The following is an 18,562-nucleotide window of genomic DNA, read 5'->3' as shown; positions in this document are numbered from 1 at the left end:
TGCCTGAGGCCGAAAGAAACTCAATGCCTATATCAGGCTCCAACTAGTTCCTACCGCGCCCTCGGCTTCCGAGCCGCCCCGCCGCTCGCCCCACTGCCGAACGTTCCCTTGGTGAGGAACTTCTGCGTGCCGTTCTTGCTGCCGGTGCGGCGGCCTTCGCCGCCACCGAGGCCGGTGCCGGCCGGCTGGAAGTTGGGGATCAGGTGGTGCTTGCCGTTGCCGATCAGGTCGGCGCGGCCCATCGCCTTCAGGGCGTCTCGCAGGAGGGGCCAATTTTCCGGATCGTGATAGCGCAGGAAGGCCTTGTGCAGGCGCCGCTGCTTCAGCCCCTTCACCGTCTCCACCCGCTCCGAACCGCCGCGCCTGACCGCCTTCAGCGGGTTGACGCCGGAATGATACATGGCGGTGGACAGCGCCATCGGCGACGGCAGGAAGGTCTGCACCTGATCGGCGCGATAGCCGTTCTTCTTCAGCCAGATCGCCAGGTTCATCATGTCCTGATCGGACGTGCCGGGATGGGCGGCGATGAAATAGGGGATCAGGAAGTATTTCTTGCCGGCCTCGGCCGCCGCCGCGTCGAACAGCTGCTTGAAGCGGTCATAGGCGCCGATGCCCGGCTTCATCATCTTGGAGAGCGGCCCCTCCTCGGTATGCTCGGGCGCGATCTTCAGGTAACCGCCGACATGATGGCGCACCAGTTCCTTGATATAGGTCGGGCTCTTGACGGCGAGGTCGTAGCGCACGCCGGAGGCCACCATCACCTTCTTGACGCCCGGCACCGCCCTGACCTTGCGATAGAGCTGGATCAGCGCCTCGTGGCTGGTGTTGAGGTTGGGACAGATATCCGGATAGACGCAGGACGGCTTGCGGCAGGCGCTCTCGATCTTCGGATCCTTGCAGGCGATCCGGTACATGTTGGCCGTCGGACCGCCGATGTCCGAGATGATGCCGGTGAAGCCCTCGGTGCGGTCGCGGATATGCTCGATTTCCTTGAGGATCGAGCCCTCGGAGCGACTCTGGATCACCCTGCCCTCATGCTCGGTGATCGAGCAGAAGGAACAGCCGCCGAAGCAGCCCCGCATGATGGTGACCGAGAAGCGGATCATCTCCCAGGCGGGGATCTTGGCGCCGCCATAGGCGGGATGCGGTCCGCGCGCGTAGGGCAACTCGTAGACGCCGTCCATCTCCTCGGTGGTCAGCGGGATCGGCGGCGGCGTCACCCAAAGCTCGCGGTCGCCATGCCGCTGCACCAGCGGCCGGGCATTGCCGGGATTGCTCTCACGATGCAGCACGCGGCTCGCGCGGGCATAGGTCTCGGAGTCCGCTTCCACCTGCTCGAAGGCCGGCAGGCGCAGCACGGTGTTGGGGCCGAGCTGACGGGCGCCCTCGTCGGCGCTTTCGATGTCGTCGGCATGCGCCTCGGTCCAGCCTTCGGGGACAGTGGATTTCATCAGCGCCACGCCGCGCACGTCGTCGAAGGTCTGCGGATCGCGCCCCTTGGCGATGCGGTGCGCCACCTCGACGATGGCCCGCTCGGCATTGCCGTAGAGCAGGATGTCGGCCTTGGAATCCACCAGGATCGACCGCCGCACCTTGTCCGACCAGTAGTCGTAATGGGCGATGCGCCGGAGCGAGGCCTCGATGCCGCCGAGCACGATCGGCACATCCTTGTAGGCCTCGCGGCAGCGCTGCGAATAGACGATCACCGCCCGATCGGGTCGCTTGTCACCCTCGCCGCCCGGCGTGTAGCTGTCGTTATGGCGGATGCGGCGGTCGGACGTGTAGCGGTTGACCATCGAATCCATGTTGCCGGAGGTCACCCCCCAGAACAGGTTCGGCCTGCCCAGCGCCTTGAAGGCCTCGGCATTGCGCCAGTCCGGCTGGGAAATGATGCCGACGCGGAAGCCCTGCGCCTCCAGGAGGCGGCCGATCACCGCCATGCCGAAGGACGGGTGATCGACATAGGCATCACCCGTCACCACGATCACGTCGCAGCTGTCCCAGCCGAGCGCATCCATCTCGGCGCGGCTTTGCGGCAGGAACGGCGCCGTGCCGAAGCGGGCGGCCCAGTGCTTCTTGTAAGAAAAGATCGGTTTTGCGGCTTCCATCATGGTCCCAGGCGTTAACAGATTTGGTCCGGCGAGAAAACGCCGGAAAGGCCCGCCCCCTGGACCCGGCTTTCCCCTCGGCCCAACCGAACGAACTGGCGGAAAACCGCGGTTTTGGCCGGCAAGCCGGCTCACACGTATAAACCCTAATGGGGAAAACATCCAAAAAATAAACCGCCCACGGGCAAAACCCTTTTGAGTTCGGCGGCGCCATGCGCTATTATTAAGACATGTTCAATTTCTAGGCGACTGATTTAGTAAAACAAAAAAAGCAGCCGTTCAGGAAACGCCTTTGGCCGAGCGAAACAGAAAAGAACGGAAGTTCGGTTTTTCATGACGTGAAGCTAGACGCCCCGAGCGAGCAGTCTTAGTCAAAGCAATATTTTAGAGAAAAGCCGGGACAATTTTGTTCCGGCTTTTATTTTTGCCGATGATCGAGCCAAAGAACGCGGGCCCGCGTCGCCATGATCGCAAAACCCTGCATGATGTCGTTGAACCACACATCGAAATCGGCCAGCAGCTTTTCCTTGAGTATGATCGAGCGCCAGGCGGGCGCCTCGGCCGAGATGAGCCCGAGGGCCTGAGCGCCGTGCAACAGGTTCCATATCTGGCTCTTCGATACGCTAAAGGCCGATGCGGTGGCCATCACGTCGAAGGCGACGCGGGTCGATCCGGTCTTCTGCCATTCGCGCAGCAGTTCCAGCAGCATGGAGTAGCCGCCGTCGCGCATGAAGAAGAAGGCGATCGACGGATAACGCTCGATGAACGCGGCAATCTGGTCGGTGCGCGTGGTCCAGGCAACGCGGAAAGCCAGTGCGAACTCGGGGGTCGTCCGCTCCTCCTCGGTCAGATGGAACAACCCCAATGGCCCCAGAGGCTCGAACCGAGACATCAGCCAGCGGTGATCTTCGATCAGCATCTTTTCCGTCGGCTCAAGAATGCGCTGGCGGCGGTCACTGGCCGGACGGGTCGTGAGAAGGTTGAGCTTGCGCAGGAGATGTACCTGCGCCGACACGCGACCAGCGCTGATGCCGCCGTGATCGCCCGACAGCTTTTGCAGGCGCGTCAGCGTCAGCTCCGGCGCCGAAGGATCGAAGACATGCTGGGCGTAGACACGCACCGCGAAGCCAAAGATGAGGTGGCGCGGCAGGGTGCTGATGGCCTTGTTCAAAAGCCCTGCGTCTCGAAGAAGAGCACTTGCTCCCTCGATGAAGACGGCCCTCGCCTCATCAAACTCCATGGCACCTCCGCCAGCGACCTTGGCATTTGTAACAGTTAGTCTACTTGAGCAGTCACATTTTTCAAAGTGTGTCTTGTTCATTTCAAAGCATGTCTATCGGGCAACTGCCCAGATGAACGGCATCGCCCGCAGATTTTCCTTGCGCCGACGGCCCGGCCACCGCACATGCTCGCGTCCGGGCGAAGCGGAGACGGACATGGCGGATGTGGCAATCGTCGGCGGCGGGCCGGCCGGACTGATGGCGGCGGAGATGCTGGCGGGCGCCGGCTGCCGCGTCACCGTCTACGATGGCATGCCGAGCCTTGCCCGAAAATTGTTGCTCGCCGGCAAGAGCGGCCTCAACCTGACCCATTCCGAACCCTTTGAGCGCTTCGTCGCCCGCTACCACCCTGCCGAACCGGCGCTCATCGCCGCGCTCGACGCCTTTCGTCCCGACGCCCTCATCGCCTGGGCAAACGACCTCGGCGCCGACTGCTTCGTCGGCTCGTCGGGCCGGGTGTTCCCAAGGGCGATGAAGGCCTCGCCGCTTTTGCGCGCCTGGCTCCGGCGGCTGGCCAGCCTTGGCGTTACCGTAAGAACGCGCCACCGCTGGATTGGTTTCTCAGGGAAAAACCTGATCTGCGAAACGCCTGAGGGCGTGCTGGAAATCGACGCCGACGCTGCCCTGTTCGCGCTCGGCGGCGCCTCCTGGCCGCGGCTCGGCTCCAACGCCGCCTGGGTCGCCCCGTTCAAGGAAATGGGCGTCGACATCGCCGACCTCAGGCCGGCCAACGCCGGCTTCGATGTGGAATGGGACGCCGCGTTCGCCGAGCGCTTCGCCGGCGCACCGATCAAGTCGGTGACCGCGACCTCCGACGCCGGCACGACGCCGGGCGAGTTCGTCATCTCGCGCCACGGCATCGAGGGCAGCCTCGTCTACGCGCACTCGGCCGCGCTGCGCGATCGGCTCGACCACGAAGGTCGGGCGAACTTCGTCATCGATCTCGCCCCTGGCCGCACCGCCGAGCGTCTCGCCCGCGACCTTGCCCGGCAGGACGCCAAGGCGTCGTTCAGCAATCGCCTCAGGAAGGGCGCCGGGCTCGACGGCGTCAAGGCGGCGCTGGCCCGGCTGTTGTCGTCGGAGGAGGAGCGGCGCGACCCTCAAAGGCTCGCCGCCCGGCTCAAGGCGCTGCCGATCCCGCTGGCCCGCATCCGGCCGATCGAGGAAGCCATCTCCTCGGCCGGCGGCATCCGCTTTTCGGAGATCGACGGGCGCTTCATGCTGAAGGCGCGGCCGGGCACATTCGTCGCCGGCGAGATGCTCGACTGGGAGGCGCCGACCGGCGGCTACCTCCTCACCGGCTGCTTCGCCACCGGCCGCGCCGCGGCCGGAGGCATTCTCGACTGGCTTGAGAGCCGCTGAAGATCAGCTTTCCGCCGCGATGCGCCGGGCCGCCGAGTCCAGCGTGTTCAGCATCAGGCAGGCGATGGTCATCGGCCCCACGCCCTTGGGCACCGGCGTGATGTGGCCGGCCACTTCCGCCACCGAGGCGAAATCGACGTCGCCCACCAGCTTGCCCTTGCCGTCCACCTCGATGCGGTTGATGCCGACGTCGATCACCACGGCGCCCGGCTTCACCCAGTCCCCCTTCACCATCAGCGGCCGGCCGACGGCGGCCACCAGCACGTCGGCGGTGCGGCAGAGGCCCGGCAGGTCGGCGGTCTTGGAATGGGCGATGGTCACCGTGGCGTTCTTCTGGAGAAGAAGCTGGGCCATCGGCTTGCCGACGATGTTGGAACGGCCGATCACCACCGCATGCTTGCCGGCGAGGTTGGGCAATACCCGATCGATCAGGATCTGCGAGCCGCGCGGCGTGCAAGGCACGAAGCCCGGCAGGCCGATGGAGAGACGTCCGGCATTGACCGGGTGGAAGCCATCGACGTCCTTGTCGGGATCGATGAGGCCCAGCACCTTGTCGGCGTCGATCTGCTTGGGCAGCGGCAGCTGCACCAGGATGCCATGCACGCTGGGATCGGCGTTGAGCTTGCCGACCAGATCGAGCAGGTCCGCTTCGGACGTGTTGGCCGGCAGCACGTGCTCGACGCTGCGAAGCCCGCATTCGGCGGTCGCCTTCAGCTTGTTGCGCACATAGACGGCACTCGCCGGATCGTCGCCGACCAGAACCACCGCCAGACCGGGGACGACGCCATAGGCCTCCTTCATTTCGGCGGCGCGGGCGGCGATATCGCGGCGAAGCTCGGCGGCGATGGCAAAGCCATCGATAATCTCAGCGACCATGGCGGTGTCCCCTCGTGGCTAGTGCTCGGGCCTAACCAGATAAGCCCGGCGATTGCAAGCGCCCCAAGGGGATCAATCGATGAGATGACCTTATGTTTCCAGCGCACCGCCATCCTTGGCCGTCGCCGAGCGCTTGTCGCCGACGATCTTCACGAGGTCATCGCCGACGCGGATGGCGCGGGCGAGGACGCGGGTCAGCACAAGGCCCGGCGCCGCGGCGTGAACCGGCGCCACGGCGGAGACATCGCCCGGCACGGGGATCAGCTCGGCGACGAGCTGGCCGGCCTTCACCACATCGCCCGGCTTCACGTGGAAGAAGGCCATGCCGCCGACCGGCGCCCTGACCATTTCGACATAGGACTGCGGCACGCCCTTGCCGGTGAACGGCCCGACCGGCGCGGCCGATGGATCGGCGATCGCGCCACGTCCCACCAGGAAGCGATAGATCCCCTCGCCGTCCTTCCGGGCCGTTTCCGGTCCGACGTCGTGAACGCCCTTAAGCTCCACCGTCGCGACAACGCGGCGCTCGAAGTTGCCAGACGCGAGATGCGGCCGGAAGGCGGCCTCGTCGAAGGAGGCGTCGGTGCCGCCCTCGAAGGTCAGCACGGCGGCGCAGTCGAGCGCGGCGGCGAGGTCGGCGCTGTGCGGCCAGAGCTCGGCGGGCATGTAGAGATAGTTCGGCCCCTCGTTGTCGCAGTGGAGATCGAGCACCAGATCGGCGTCGAGCGCCAGACCCTGAAGCGTCGCCTTCAGCCGGCGGTCGCAGGAGGCGTCATCCGGCACGGCGAGGAGCGCCGGGTCGGGCCGGTCGATTAACGCGAAGGCGCGATTGAAGTTGGTGCGGTTACCATAGAAGAAGCGGCCCTGATGGTCGTCCCACTGAAACTGGTTGAGACCGATCGGATTGGCAAACGGCACGACGGTGATCGAACCCTTGAGCCGCCCCTCCGCCTCGGCAGCCTTGAGCTTGGGGATCAGCACGTGCAGCGCCGCGACGCCCGGCAGCTCGTTGCCGTGCAGCGCCGCCTGGAGATAGGCCGTGGGCGCCGTGGGATCGGTGCCGGCAAAGCGCAGCACCGTCAGGGAATAGCTGAGGCCCGGCAGGTCGCCGGGGATGGTCAGAATCGTCTTGTCCATGCCGTCCGTCCATAGAAAATGCGAATGCTTCCTAGCATTCCCAACGGCGGCAAGGCCATGAAAAACAACGGCTCAGGAAGCGCTGACCGTCTCGGCCGCCACGCTGGTCGCCAGCGTTCCCGCCGCGAACACCGTTCCGATGCCGATCACCAGCGGCTGGTCGGTGGGCACCGAGCCGAGCGTCAGGAGGTCGGCGAGGCGGTGGCGTTCCAGCTTCTGGTTCCGCTGGCCGACGCCGAAGCCGAACACCACCGGCGTTTCCCTCGAAAGTCCCTCGGCGATCAACCGCTCGGCAACCCGGCCGGCGGTGCGGCCGCCCATGTAGACGATCAGCGTGGTGTCGGGGTCGGCGAGGCCGCGCCAGTCGAGCCCCTCGTCGAGTTCGCCGCTCTTGGCATGACCGGTGACGAAGCGCAGCGAATGGGCGGCGTCACGGTGGGTGAGCGAGGCGCCAAGGGCGGATGCCAGCGCGATGCCGGCCGAAATGCCCGGCACCACCTCGACGGGGATGCCCTCGGCCCGGAGCCGGTCGATCTCCTCGCCGGCCCGGCCGAACACCATGGGATCGCCGGCCTTGAGGCGCACCACCCGCTCGCCGGCCCGCGCCAGCTCGACCATCAGCTCGTTGATGTCTTCCTGTTTGCACGACGCCTTGCCGCCGCGCTTGCCCACCATGACGCGCCGCGCCTCGCGGCGGGCGAGCTCCAGCACGTCGACCGAAACGAGATCGTCGTAGAGCACCACGTCGGCCGATTGCAGGGCCCGCACGGCCTTGAGGGTGAGAAGCTCGGGCTCGCCCGGTCCGGCGCCCACCAGGATCACCTTGCCCGGCTGTTCGCCGGTATGCACGGCGCCCTCCGCCTCGGCGACGAAGCGGGCCGCGTCACCCTCGTCCGGCGCCGCCCCGAAGGCGCGTTCGGCAAAGCGTTCCCAGAAGCTGCGGCGCGGTGCGCCGGGCGCGAGACGCGAGGTGACGGCATCGCGGATGCGGCCGGCCAGCGCGCCCCAGGCGGCCAGCGTCGGCGGCAGCAGCGTTTCGATGCGGCGGCGGATCGCCTGGCCCAGCACCGGCGCGGCGCCGTCGGTGGAGATGCCGATCACCACCGGCGAGCGATTGACGATGGAGCCGAACAGCACGTCGCAGGCGGCGGGCTTGTCGATGACGTTGACCAGCGCCCTCGCCGCATGGCCGGCCGCCTGGAAGGCGGCGATCTCCTCGGGGTCGTCGCTATCGAGCACGGCCAGCGCGCTGCCGGCGAGATCGGCCTCGGTCCAGGCGCGACGATGGAGCGTCAACCGGCCCGGCGGTGTGCCGCGCTCGATCACCGCCACAAGCTCCACGTCCGGCGCCTCGGCGAACACCTCTACGTCGCCGCCGGCCGCCGAGAACAGTTCCGCCTTCCAGGCCACCGCTTCCGAGCCACCTGCCACCACCACGCGCCGTCCCGTCAGATCGACGAACAGCGGCAGCCGAGCGAGCGGCTGCATGCGGGCCGGAAAGGTGCGGAGCGGGGCGCGTGCGTCGCGCTCGATCATCTCGGTCTCCTGGTGAGGGTGTGGAGGGCCTCGTTGCCCTGGGAGTATCTCATCGACGGGAGTGCGGCAGAAGAACCGCCGTGCCATTCTCCGTCCATAACCAGATTATCGTTGCCCGAATATAGCGATCGACAATCAGGTTTTTCCCGAGGCGCCAAACGCAACCCCTGCCACCGGCGCCGTTGCCGGGGAGGTTTCGCCGCCGGCAAGGACACCCGGGAGGGCGGCGGTGCCGGCGGCAATGGCGTTTGGCCCTGTTGTCGGGCCTGTTCCCTTGGAAGGTGCGCCGTGCTCGGCCCACTCGGGTTCCTAAAAAGCAGGAAGCGTGCCAGCCCGAGGACGGGTCATTCCCCGCCCCAAGCGGCCAGCGCGGGAAATACATCGCCTAATTCGACGGCATCTGCCTATCGGTCAGCCAGCGCCACCCGCAGCAAGATCGGCGACGAGATCCATGTCGATCAGCGCCCCGCGCGCCTGGATCACCCGCGCCGCCACGGCGTGGCCGTGCCGCACCGCCTCGGCCGGCGAGCGACCGCCGGCAAGCCGGGCGGCGAGATAGCCGGCGTTGAAGCTGTCGCCGGCGCCGGTCGTATCCACCGGGTTGTCGACGCGTTCGGCGGCCACCCAGGCGTCGAGGCCGCCGGCCCTGACCAGGGTCGGGTCGGCGCCGGCCTTGACGATGATCTCCTGCACGCCCAGCGCGGCGATGCGGTCGGCGGTGCCCACGGCATCGGCGTCGCCATAGAGTTCGGCGTCATCAGGCGAGGTCGGCAGCGCGATGGTGGCGGCGCGATAGCCCTCGATGACGGCCGCCGCCATGGTCGCGCGATCAGGCCAGAGGCGCGGACGCAGGTTGGGGTCGAACACCACCTCGCCGCCGCGCGCCCGCACCTTGGCGAGCGAAGCGAACAGCGTGCGCCGGTGCTCCGGTGACAGGATGGCCAACGTGATGCCGGAGAAATAGGCGACATCGACGTCGGCCAGCGCCGCGTCGAGCCGTGCGCCCACCGAGGCCAGGAGCTTGGCGGCGGACTCGTTGCGCCAGTAGGTGAACGAGCGCTCGGCGCCCTGGAGCGTAATGAGATAGAGGCCGACGGTACGGCCGGCAATCCGTTCGACAGCCGTCGTGTCGATGCCGGCCCTGGCGATGAAGTCGACCATCTCGTCGGAAAGGGCGTCGGTGCCGACGCCGGTCACGTATTTGACCATCGATCGACGGCGGTCGAGCAGCGCCCGGAGATACCAGGCGGTATTGAGCGTATCGCCGGCAAAGCCGCGCCGATAAAGGCCGTCCGCCTGCGGCGCCATTTCGACCATGCATTCGCCGATGCTGGCAAAGCGTGCCGCCATCGTTCCCTCCCCTTTTGGACGGCAGACCCTATGCTCACCACTTCGGGCGATCAAGCTCGCAACCTGACGTATAAGCCAGAACACCCCTGAAAACGGCGACGCGCCGGGTGGGGAGCCCGGCGCGTCGATGGTCGGCTAGGGCGGGACGGGGGAGGGGCAACCCGCCTCAGAGCACGACCAGCGTTTTCTCGATGTTGCCGCGCGTCGCGTGGCTGTAGGGACAGACGACGTCGGCCTTGTTGACAAGGTCTTCCACCACGGCGCGCTCGAGGCCCGGCACCTTGATCTCCAGCTTGGCGGTGATGCCGAAACCGGCGCCGTCATCGCGCGGACCGATGCCGATGTGGGCGTCGATCGACGCGTCGGCGGGAATGGATACCTTTTCCTTGGAAGCCACGAACTTCAGCGCGCCCATGAAGCAGGCCGAATAGCCGGCGGCGAACAGCTGCTCGGGGTTGGTGCCCTGCCCGTTGTCGCCACCCAGCTCCTTCGGGGTCGACAGGTCGATCTTGAGGCGACCGTCGGTGGTCTCCGAATGACCGGTGCGGCCGCCGGTCGTATGGGCATGGGCGGTGTAGAGAACGTTCATGGCTTCCTCGCCTGTTGGTGTTCCGATGCCCATATTAATTGCGCGCAATTTAATTACGAGCAATTCACATTTTCGTGATCACCAGCGATTTCCACTGGGGAAACGAACCTAGCAAAGTATATTGATCCCCGTAGTCGGCTGGGAAACGCCGACGCCCGCAAAAGGTTCCACCCGGATCGACATGCCCAGCGCCCCCAAGCTCTCCGACCAGCTCTGCTTTGCCGCCTATTCCTTCACGCATGCCCTCAACCGTGCCTACCGGCCGCTGCTCGAACCGCTGGGCCTCACCTATCCGCAGTATCTTGTGATGCTGGTCTTGTGGGAGGCTGACGGCCAAACGGTGAAGGAAATCGGCGAGCGTCTGAAGCTCGACTCCGGCACGTTGACGCCGCTCCTGAAGCGACTTGAGACCGGCGGTTATCTGACGCGCCAGCGTGGCCGACAGGACGAGCGGCAGGTGATCGTCAACCTCACCAACGAGGGAAAGGCTCTGTCTGAAAAGGCGGCCGAGATTCCCACCGCGCTCGGCTGCGCCATGGGCGCCGAGTTCGCCGAGATCTCCGAACTGCGCGAGCATCTCCTCACCCTCCGCGACCGCCTCGTCGAAGCCGGCTGCGCCGTGGGAGAGGTGGAGGGGTGATGGCTCGCCGCGTCAGCCCCGCTTCCGGTAGAACAGCACCCGTCCGGACGGAATGAGCTGGAGCAGGTAATCGAAATCCTTGACGTTGCCAGTCACCACGGTCAGGCCGAGCTTGATCGACTGAAGGAACAGGCTGCAGTCCTGAAGGGCGCGCAAGCGCGCATCCTTCTCATATCCCTGAAGCCGGCATAGCATGCCCGAGAGAAGCGCCGCCCGTCCCAACACATCCGCATCGGGCGTGAAGATTCGATGAGGCCGCATGGCTTGGAGCACGACACCAATTTGTCGGATGACCGTTTTCGTCTGTGGGTGACGGGGATCGAGAACGCCGACGGTATGCATCAGTTCCTGGATCGCCACCGTGGAGTGGTTGGCTTTTCTAATGTCCAGAAGGCCGAGCAGTGCTTCCGGCGCCCTGCCCTGCAAGCTATCGATATAGACGCAGGTATCGAGGAGGACTTCCGATCCGGCCTCCGGCCCTTCGGAAAGAAAGGGAAGCTCCGCGTCGTCTCGCCGCGCCAGAGTTCGTTGCGGGTCGAAGCGCGCCCAGCGTAGCGTGGCATCGAAATCGAAGTCAGCCACGTCAGAAGCCTAGCTTGAGATCCGGCGAGACGGTGCCTTCGACCTCGCGAAGGGCACGACCGAAATGATCGTCGAGCGCGATGGTCGCCAACGCGAACTCGATCAACTCGGAATCCGTTTCGATCCCCGTCTGCTTCTTGGCCGTTTCCACCAGAGTCGGGCTGATCCGCCCGCCGATGCGATGGCTCTTTTCGCCCAGCATCCCGGCCTGATCGGCCGCCTTCAGGATAGAGTGAACGCGCAGAGAGATATCCGGCTCACCGGCAGAGCCTGCGCCCCGCTTGGACTGTTGCTGCCTGCCGGCCTGCTTTTCGCTACTGGCCTTCATGACCGCTCCGGTGTCTGACAATTTTTCATTTTGTTGAACATATCCTTGAAAGCCAGCACCCGCAAGTACGAAAAACCCGCCAGCTCTCAATGCGAAAGCCGGACCGTAACGCTCTCCGCATAGCTCGCATGTCCTCGTTTGCCTTGACTTTCCGGGCTCCAGGCCTCATGTGAAGGCCCAACGGGTGGCAAGCCGCCCCTTATTACGGCCGCGTGAGCGGATCGATTTCGATCCTTGGCCGTTCCTCCTACCGATAATTGGCCCGATCACGCGGGGCCGGTTGCTCCCCGCGAACGTCACCGGCTCCTCCCGCCGGCGATGACGCATGGTTTTGAAAGCAGATTTCCCTTTGACGTCCTTTTCCGACTTCGGCCTCGCCGACACGCTGAACCGCGCCCTTGTCGACGCGGGCTATGAGACCCCCACCCCCATCCAGACCCAGGCGATCCCCGACCTTCTGAAGGGTCGCGACCTCCTCGGCATCGCCCAGACCGGCACCGGCAAGACCGCCGCCTTCGCGCTGCCCATCCTGCAGCGCCTCGCCCCCGGCAAGCCGGCGGCCCCGCGCCGCGTCCGCGCGCTCATCCTGTCGCCGACCCGCGAGCTCGCCACCCAGATCGCCGAGAGCTTCAAGCTCTATTCGCGCTACATGAACCACATGTCGATCGCCGTGGTGTTCGGCGGCGTCGGCCATCGCCCGCAGGAAGACCGCCTGAAGCGCGGCGTCGACATCCTCGTCGCCACCCCCGGCCGGCTGATGGACCACATGGCCGCCGGCATGGTCTCCCTTGAATCGACCGAAATCTTCGTGCTCGACGAGGCCGACCAGATGCTCGACATGGGCTTCGTTCTGCCGGTGCGCCGCATCGTCAAGCACCTGCCCAAGGCGCGGCAGAGCCTGTTCTTCTCGGCCACCATGCCGAAGGAAATCGGCCAGCTGGCCGGCGAGCTGCTGTTCAACCCGGTCACCGTCTCGGTCGCGCCAGCCGCCACCACCGTCGAGCGCGTCGACCAGCGCGTCATCCACGTGGAGACCGCCGCCAAGCGCCGCCTGCTGCTCGACGTCATCGTCGCCGAGAAGCCGGAGCGTGCGCTGATCTTCACCCGCACCAAGCATGGCGCCGACCGCGTCGTCCGCCAGCTCGGCCAGGACGGCGTCGACGCCGCCGCCATCCACGGCAACAAGAGCCAGGCCCAGCGCGAGAAGGCCCTCGCCGCCTTCAAGGCCGGCACGACGCAGATCCTGGTCGCCACCGACATCGCCGCCCGCGGCATCGACGTCACCGGCGTCAGCCATGTGATCAACTTCGACCTGCCGAACATCCCGGAAAGCTACGTCCACCGCATCGGCCGCACGGCGCGCGCCGGTGCCTCGGGCGTCGCCATTTCCTTCTGCGCCGATGACGAGCGTCCCTATCTCAAGGACATCGAGAAGGTCACGCGCCAGAAAATCCCGGCCGAGGATCGCCGTGGCACCATTTCGGTCGCCGAGCGCGCCGACACGGCCGAGCGTGGCGAACGCGCCGAGCGCCTCTCCGGTAAGCGGCCGCAGCCGGGCAACCGGTCCGGCAACCAGCGCAACAACCGTCGCCCTGCCCCGGCTCCGGTCTCGGCCGAACAGCAGCGTCGCGACGCCATGCCGGCCGCCAAGGCCCGCCAGCCGGGCGCTGCCAAGCCCTCGCATGCCGCCCATGGCAAGCCGGGCCAGGCAAAGGCCTCCAACCGTCCCAACCACCGCGATAACGGCGCCTCCGAGGAAAGCCTTGGCCGCGTCGGCTTCCTGGCCGGTGGCCGTGACGGCCTGAAGCGTCGCCCCGAAGGGCGTGGTCAGCGCGACGGCCGCTAAGCCTTCTTGTTGCTCCTCGCTTGCCTCCGGTCCTATAACTGCGAGGCAAGTGAGGGAGTGACACGATGGCCTATGAAGCCGAGGCAAGCCGTTACGACACCATGCTTTACCGCCGCGTCGGGCGGTCCGGCCTGAAGCTGCCGGCCATCTCGCTCGGCCTCTGGCAGAACTTCGGTGAGAACTCGCCGCTCGAACGCGGCCGTGCCATCTGCCGCACCGCCTTCGACTTGGGCATCACCCATTTCGACCTTGCCAACAACTACGGCCCGCCGCCCGGCACCGCCGAGGAAGCCTTCGGCAAGATCCTCGCCAGCGATTTCCGCCCCTACCGCGACGAGATGATCGTCTCCACCAAGGCCGGCTATGGCATGTGGCCCGGCCCCTATGGCGAATGGGGCAGCCGCAAGTATCTGATCGCCTCGCTCGACCAGAGTCTCAAGCGGCTCGGCCTCGACTATGTCGACATCTTCTATTCGCATCGCTTCGATCCGGAGACGCCGCTCGAGGAGACCATGGGCGCGCTCGACCATATCGTCCGCTCGGGGCGGGCACTCTACGTCGGCATCTCCTCCTACAACTCCAGGCGCACCCGCGAGGCGGTGGCGATCCTGAAATCGCTCGGCACGCCCTGCCTCATCCACCAGCCCAGCTATTCGATGATCAACCGCTGGGTGGAGGAGGACGGCCTGCTCGACACGCTGGGCGATCTCGGCATCGGCTCCATCGCCTTCTCGCCGCTCGCCCAGGGCATGCTGACCGACAAATATCTGAAAGGCGAAGTGCCCGAGGGCAGCCGCGGCGCCCGCAAGGGGCCGCTGAAGCCGACCTTCCTCAGCGAGGAAAACCTCGGCCGCATTCGCGCCCTCAACGACATCGCGGCCGCGCGCGGCCAGACGCTCGCCCAGATGGCGATCGCCTGGGTGCTGAGGGGCGGCCGCGTCACCTCGGCTCTGATCGGCGCCAGCCGGCCGGAGCAGGTGATCGACTGCGTCGGCGCATTGAAGAACCTGGAATTTTCCGAGACCGAGCTCAGTGAAATCGACGCCCAGGCACCCGACCTCAACGTCAACATCTGGGCCGCCTCGGCCGAGCGCCAGGGACCGTCGCGCTGACGGGACGGCTTACTCGGCCGCCAGCGACGTCCCGAGCGAGGCGGTGGCCTCGATGAAGCCGCCGCCCAAGACGCGCGCCTTGTCGCCGGGGCCGTCGTAGAGCACGCAAGCCTGGCCGGGGGCGATGCCCTGCTCGCCGTCCAGAAGCTCCACGGCGATCCGCCCGTCCTGACGGACGATCATCGCCGCCTGCGGCGGCCGCGACGAGCGCACCTTGGCGAACACCATGCGGCCGCTGTCGACCTCGGCGTCGAGCGAGGTGCCGCCGATCCAGTTGAGGTCGCGCAGCATGAGGCGGTGGGTGATCAGCGCCTCGCGCGGCCCCACCACCACCTGACGGCTCGCCGCGTCCAGGCGGATGACGAACAGCGGCTCGCCGGTGGCGACGCCGAGGCCCTTCCGCTGCCCGACGGTGAAGTGGATAATGCCAGCATGGCGGCCGAGCACCCGGCCGTCGACGTGGACGATGTCGCCGGCCGCCGCCGCTTCCGGCTTCAGCTTCTCGATGACGTCGGCATACTTGCCCTGCGGCACGAAGCAGATGTCCTGGCTGTCGTGCTTGTCGGCGACTTCGAGGCCCAAGTCGCGGGCGATCGCCCGCGTTTCCGGCTTGGTGAGGCCGCCCAGCGGGAAGCGCAGGAAGTCGAGCTGGTCCTGCGTGGTGGCGAACAGGAAATAGCTCTGGTCACGGTCGAGATCGACCGGCCGGTACATGGCTCGATGACCGTTCACCAGGCGCGAGCGCACGTAATGGCCGGTGGCCAGCGCCTGGGCGCCGAGATTGCGCGCGGTATCCAAGAGGTCGGAGAACTTGACCGTCTGGTTGCAGGCGACGCAGGGCACCGGCGTCTCGCCGGCGATGTAGCTTTCGGCGAAGCGGTCGATCACCGCCTCGCGGAACCGGCTCTCGTAGTCGAGCACGTAATGGGGGATGCCGAGCCGCGCCGCCACGTCGCGGGCGTCGTGGATGTCCTGGCCGGCACAGCAGGCGCCCTTGCGATGGATGGCCTCGCCATGATCGTAGAGCTGCAGCGTCACGCCGACGACGTCATAGCCCTCGCGTTTCAGAAGACCGGCCACGACGGAGGAATCGACGCCGCCGGACATGGCAACGACGATGCGGGTGTCTTCTGGACGGCCTTCGAGATCGAGCGAATTCAGCATGGCGACTTTCCGGCGGAGGACTGGCTCCGGCGCCGCCGGTCCGCCCCGCTCACAACTCGTTCCTAATAGCTGCTTTGGCCGAGAAGCTCCAGAGCCGTGCCGGCATGGCTGGGTCAATTCTGCCGGGTAGCGGCAAGGCTTGCCGGCCACCCATGCCACGACGACGGCACCCGAAATCGGCAGAACGGGAAAAACCTGTTGTCTCCAAATGGCTTGGCTCTCAGCCGGTTTCTCCCCGCTTTTGGCCCCTCCCTTGCACACACAGGGTGAGACCGAGTTTGTCCCGCGTGTAACGGATCCGTCCATGGCCACTGTCGCTCCCGTTCTGCCGCTCCCCCAGCCCGCCGCCCCGGCGCCGGCGATCGCGCTCACCCGTGACGTCGGAAACGGCTTCCGCGACATGGTGGCCGAGGCGACCGACCGCGAACCCGCCGCCCCGCCGGCACGCGATGCCGGCACGCCGCAGCGGACCGAACGCGCCGAGCGGACGAGCGACGCCTCAAGCCGCCGGACCGACCGCGCCGAGCGGACGAACGACGCCCCCAGCGGCCAGACCGAGCGCACCGACGCCACCCCCACGCGGCGCGCCGATCGCGCCGAGGCCGCCGCGCAGCGCCGCAATGATCGTCGTGATGCCGCCAACACCCCCGACACCGGCGACACCACCGATGCCGGCGAGGATATCGGCAACACCGAGACCGCGGAGACCGCCTCCGAGGCGACCGACACGCCGCCCTCCGGCCTCCTTGCCGTGCCGCTCGACACCGCAGCCTTCTGGTCCGCCTACGCCGAGCTGCAAGCCAACGGCGAAGGCGATGCCGCCGTCGCGCTCGCGTCGATCGCCGACGCCGCGACCAAGCCCGCAACCGAGGCGCCCGCCGCGTCTCCGGCCGCGTCTCCCGCCGGCGACGAGTTCCTGAAAGCCCTGGCCGACGCCGTCAAGGAAGCGACGAGCGAGACCGAGACGGTTGAACTGCCGAAGCCGACCACCGAGGACGACGACAGCAAGGCCGCCACGCAGACCACCACGCCGCCGCCCGCCAGCGAGACCGACACCGTCAAGCCGATGAACGAAGCCGCCAAGGCCTTGGCAGCCGCGATGGACGCGGCCATGGCCGCCGCCACGGCGCCGCAGACCGCATCGACCGCTCCCGTCACGGCGACCACCCCCGCCGTGACGGGCGAAGCCGACTTGCTCGCCTCGGCCGCCACCGTGCCGCCCGCTGCCACGTCCGCTCCGGCCACCTCCGCCGCCGATGACGCGATCGCGACCCTTGTCGCCGCGCCCGTCGTCACGACCACGCCGGAGACTGCCGAGCAGCCGGCAGCGCCCGCCCTGCCCGAAGCCGCCACGGCGAAAGCCTCGCAGCCCGCCGCCGACGCTGCCAAGCCGGCTGTCGACATGACGGTCACGCAGAAGCCTGCCGCCGAAGCCGCCGCGCCGTCCACCGCAGCCGCCGATAGCGCGCCGCAGCCGGTCGCGTCCAAGACCGCCGACGCGCCGGTCGTGACCCAGCCGCAGCCGGCCGCGACCTCGGCGACCGGCGATGCTGCCCAGACGCCCGTCCTGCCGCTGGTCGAGGCCGACGCCCAGGGCGCGGCACAGACCGCCGCTGCCGAAACCGCCGCCGTCACCACCCCCAAGCCGACCACCGACAAGCCGGCGGCAACCCAGACCGTTACCAACGCACCGGCCGATGATGGCGCCGCGCCCGCCGACGATGCCGCCCCGACGACCGTGACGGCGCGGGCCCCGCTGCCGCCGGTTTCGTCCGACGCTCAGCTGTCTGCCGTATCCGCCGCCCCGGCCGATGCCGTTGTCGAGGACGCCGCCGCCACGGCCGGCGCCATGGCCGCCGCGGCCGTCAAGCCGGCCGGCACCAAGGCCACGGGCACGGACGCCACGACCGACGCCACCGATGCCGGCGCCGAGCCCACCTCGGCCACCGACAAGGGCGCCGCGCCCAACCAGGCTGCGGACAACGGTCTTGCCAAGCCGAAGACGGTGAGCGGGGTTTCCAACGCCGCCCGCGCCTTTGCCGACCGCCTGCGCGATGTCGGGGCGACCGCCTCGCAGGCCGACACCACCGGCACGCAGACCGCCGCCCTGCCGGCCAGCCAGACCACCGCCACCAGCGCCGCGCCCCAGGCGACCACCGCCACCGGCGCCGCCGTCAAGCTCGACGATCTCGGCGCCACCATCGTCCGCCACGTCAAGGCCGGCGAGACCAGCTTCTCGGTGCGGCTCGACCCGGCCGAACTCGGCAAGGTCGACGTGAAGGTCGATTTCTCGGCCGATGGCAGCGCCAAGGCCCACCTCGTGGTCGAGCGCCGCGACACCTTCGAGGCGCTGTCGCGCGACCAGCGGCACATCGAGCAGACGCTACGCGACGCCGGCTTCGAGGTGAAGGATGGCTCGGTGTCCCTGTCGATGCGCCAGGACGGCAACCAGCAGGATCGATCCGCCGCCTTCGCCCGCCAGGAACAGCAGCAGCAACAACAGCAGCAGCAACAACAGCAGCAGACCCGGCAGGCCCAGACCAATGTCAGGGGCGGGACCGAGGACGAAACCCAACCGACCGTGAGCCCTGCCGCCTACCGGGCAAGTGGCGCCGGCCGCATCGACATCAGCGTCTGAGTATTGAGTTAGGA

15 protein-coding genes are annotated in these 18,562 nt (G+C 67.3%); 5 read left to right on the top strand and 10 right to left on the bottom strand.

Translation table 11 applies throughout. The features are described from left to right. Positions 1-50: 50 nt before the first annotated feature. A complete protein-coding gene (locus tag CXZ10_RS08180) occupies positions 51-2,108 on the bottom strand; it encodes a YgiQ family radical SAM protein (RefSeq protein WP_101288678.1) in 2,058 nt (685 codons plus the stop codon). 418 nt (positions 2,109-2,526) lie between these two features. Further along, positions 2,527-3,429: a hypothetical protein gene (locus CXZ10_RS08175; protein ID WP_143741496.1), complete on the bottom strand. Its 903-nt coding sequence runs from the start codon at positions 3,427-3,429 to the stop codon at positions 2,527-2,529. 115 nt (positions 3,430-3,544) lie between these two features. Between CXZ10_RS08175 and CXZ10_RS08170 the strand changes: the two genes are divergently transcribed. Further along, positions 3,545-4,750, top strand: coding sequence for a TIGR03862 family flavoprotein (locus tag CXZ10_RS08170; protein ID WP_101288656.1), 1,206 nt, complete (start codon positions 3,545-3,547; stop codon positions 4,748-4,750). Between the two features lie 3 nt (positions 4,751-4,753). On the opposite strand, the gene folD is transcribed toward CXZ10_RS08170, so the two are convergent. The 5 genes from folD to CXZ10_RS08145 form a co-directional block, all read right to left on the bottom strand. After that, the gene (gene folD, locus CXZ10_RS08165; RefSeq protein ID WP_101288655.1) at positions 4,754-5,626 is read right to left on the bottom strand and encodes a bifunctional methylenetetrahydrofolate dehydrogenase/methenyltetrahydrofolate cyclohydrolase FolD; all 873 of its coding nucleotides are present in this window, start codon (positions 5,624-5,626) and stop codon (positions 4,754-4,756) included. Positions 5,627-5,716: 90 nt separating this feature from the next. After that, the gene (locus CXZ10_RS08160; RefSeq protein ID WP_101288654.1) at positions 5,717-6,763 is read right to left on the bottom strand and encodes a M14 family metallopeptidase; all 1,047 of its coding nucleotides are present in this window, start codon (positions 6,761-6,763) and stop codon (positions 5,717-5,719) included. Positions 6,764-6,835: 72 nt separating this feature from the next. Continuing rightward, positions 6,836-8,299 carry a siroheme synthase CysG gene (cysG, locus tag CXZ10_RS08155; protein ID WP_101288653.1) on the bottom strand — a complete coding sequence of 488 codons (1,464 nt, stop codon included), beginning with the start codon at positions 8,297-8,299 and terminating at the stop codon, positions 6,836-6,838. A gap of 411 nt (positions 8,300-8,710) precedes the next feature. After that, positions 8,711-9,649 (bottom strand): sugar kinase, encoded by a 939-nt coding sequence (locus CXZ10_RS08150; RefSeq protein ID WP_101288652.1) that lies wholly within the window; start codon positions 9,647-9,649, stop codon positions 8,711-8,713. 166 nt (positions 9,650-9,815) lie between these two features. Further along, a complete protein-coding gene (locus CXZ10_RS08145; RefSeq protein ID WP_101288651.1) occupies positions 9,816-10,238 on the bottom strand; it encodes an organic hydroperoxide resistance protein in 423 nt (140 codons plus the stop codon). Positions 10,239-10,419: 181 nt separating this feature from the next. Between CXZ10_RS08145 and CXZ10_RS08140 the strand changes: the two genes are divergently transcribed. Further along, a complete protein-coding gene (locus CXZ10_RS08140; RefSeq protein ID WP_101288677.1) occupies positions 10,420-10,878 on the top strand; it encodes a MarR family winged helix-turn-helix transcriptional regulator in 459 nt (152 codons plus the stop codon). Between the two features lie 12 nt (positions 10,879-10,890). Here CXZ10_RS08140 and CXZ10_RS08135 read toward each other — a convergent pair whose 3' ends face one another. Beyond that, complete coding sequence (locus tag CXZ10_RS08135; protein ID WP_101288650.1) at positions 10,891-11,460, bottom strand: type II toxin-antitoxin system VapC family toxin; 570 nt, start codon at positions 11,458-11,460, stop codon at positions 10,891-10,893. A gap of 1 nt (position 11,461) precedes the next feature. Then, positions 11,462-11,788, bottom strand: a complete 327-nt coding sequence (locus CXZ10_RS08130) for a hypothetical protein (protein WP_244617224.1) — start codon at positions 11,786-11,788, stop codon at positions 11,462-11,464. 349 nt (positions 11,789-12,137) lie between these two features. Between CXZ10_RS08130 and CXZ10_RS08125 the strand changes: the two genes are divergently transcribed. Together CXZ10_RS08125 and mgrA are read left to right on the top strand one after the other, a co-directional pair. Beyond that, entirely contained in the window at positions 12,138-13,634 is a 1,497-nt protein-coding gene (locus tag CXZ10_RS08125) for a DEAD/DEAH box helicase (protein ID WP_101288649.1), read from the top strand. Between the two features lie 65 nt (positions 13,635-13,699). Continuing rightward, positions 13,700-14,746, top strand: a complete 1,047-nt coding sequence (gene mgrA / locus CXZ10_RS08120; RefSeq protein ID WP_101288648.1) for an L-glyceraldehyde 3-phosphate reductase — start codon at positions 13,700-13,702, stop codon at positions 14,744-14,746. Positions 14,747-14,755: 9 nt separating this feature from the next. On the opposite strand, the gene mnmA is transcribed toward mgrA, so the two are convergent. After that, positions 14,756-15,910: a tRNA 2-thiouridine(34) synthase MnmA gene (gene mnmA, locus CXZ10_RS08115; protein WP_101288647.1), complete on the bottom strand. Its 1,155-nt coding sequence runs from the start codon at positions 15,908-15,910 to the stop codon at positions 14,756-14,758. A gap of 304 nt (positions 15,911-16,214) precedes the next feature. Here mnmA and CXZ10_RS08110 point away from each other — a divergent pair, with 304 nt between their 5' ends. Next, a complete protein-coding gene (locus tag CXZ10_RS08110; protein WP_101288646.1) occupies positions 16,215-18,548 on the top strand; it encodes a flagellar hook-length control protein FliK in 2,334 nt (777 codons plus the stop codon). Positions 18,549-18,562 lie beyond the last annotated feature (14 nt).

Origin of the sequence: Pleomorphomonas diazotrophica (genome assembly GCF_002844595.1) — a bacterium.
In the GTDB taxonomy this organism is placed as follows: domain Bacteria; phylum Pseudomonadota; class Alphaproteobacteria; order Rhizobiales; family Pleomorphomonadaceae; genus Pleomorphomonas; species Pleomorphomonas diazotrophica.
This window is presented reverse-complemented; position numbering and strand designations above follow the sequence as displayed.

What these genes read in the sequence shown, in the direction of transcription:
- CXZ10_RS08145 (WP_101288651.1), bottom strand. Translation starts at nt 10,238, where the DNA reads ATGAACGTTCTCTACACCGCCCATGCCCATACGACCGGCGGCCGCACC.
- CXZ10_RS08130 (WP_244617224.1), bottom strand. Translation starts at nt 11,788, where the DNA reads ATGAAGGCCAGTAGCGAAAAGCAGGCCGGCAGGCAGCAACAGTCCAAG.
- CXZ10_RS08150 (WP_101288652.1), bottom strand. Translation starts at nt 9,649, where the DNA reads ATGGCGGCACGCTTTGCCAGCATCGGCGAATGCATGGTCGAAATGGCG.
- folD (WP_101288655.1), bottom strand. Translation starts at nt 5,626, where the DNA reads ATGGTCGCTGAGATTATCGATGGCTTTGCCATCGCCGCCGAGCTTCGC.
- mnmA (WP_101288647.1), bottom strand. Translation starts at nt 15,910, where the DNA reads ATGCTGAATTCGCTCGATCTCGAAGGCCGTCCAGAAGACACCCGCATC.
- mgrA (WP_101288648.1), top strand. Translation starts at nt 13,700, where the DNA reads ATGGCCTATGAAGCCGAGGCAAGCCGTTACGACACCATGCTTTACCGC.
- CXZ10_RS08175 (WP_143741496.1), bottom strand. Translation starts at nt 3,429, where the DNA reads ATGAACAAGACACACTTTGAAAAATGTGACTGCTCAAGTAGACTAACT.
- CXZ10_RS08160 (WP_101288654.1), bottom strand. Translation starts at nt 6,763, where the DNA reads ATGGACAAGACGATTCTGACCATCCCCGGCGACCTGCCGGGCCTCAGC.
- CXZ10_RS08140 (WP_101288677.1), top strand. Translation starts at nt 10,420, where the DNA reads ATGCCCAGCGCCCCCAAGCTCTCCGACCAGCTCTGCTTTGCCGCCTAT.
- CXZ10_RS08180 (WP_101288678.1), bottom strand. Translation starts at nt 2,108, where the DNA reads ATGGAAGCCGCAAAACCGATCTTTTCTTACAAGAAGCACTGGGCCGCC.
- CXZ10_RS08170 (WP_101288656.1), top strand. Translation starts at nt 3,545, where the DNA reads ATGGCGGATGTGGCAATCGTCGGCGGCGGGCCGGCCGGACTGATGGCG.
- cysG (WP_101288653.1), bottom strand. Translation starts at nt 8,299, where the DNA reads ATGATCGAGCGCGACGCACGCGCCCCGCTCCGCACCTTTCCGGCCCGC.
- CXZ10_RS08110 (WP_101288646.1), top strand. Translation starts at nt 16,215, where the DNA reads ATGGCCACTGTCGCTCCCGTTCTGCCGCTCCCCCAGCCCGCCGCCCCG.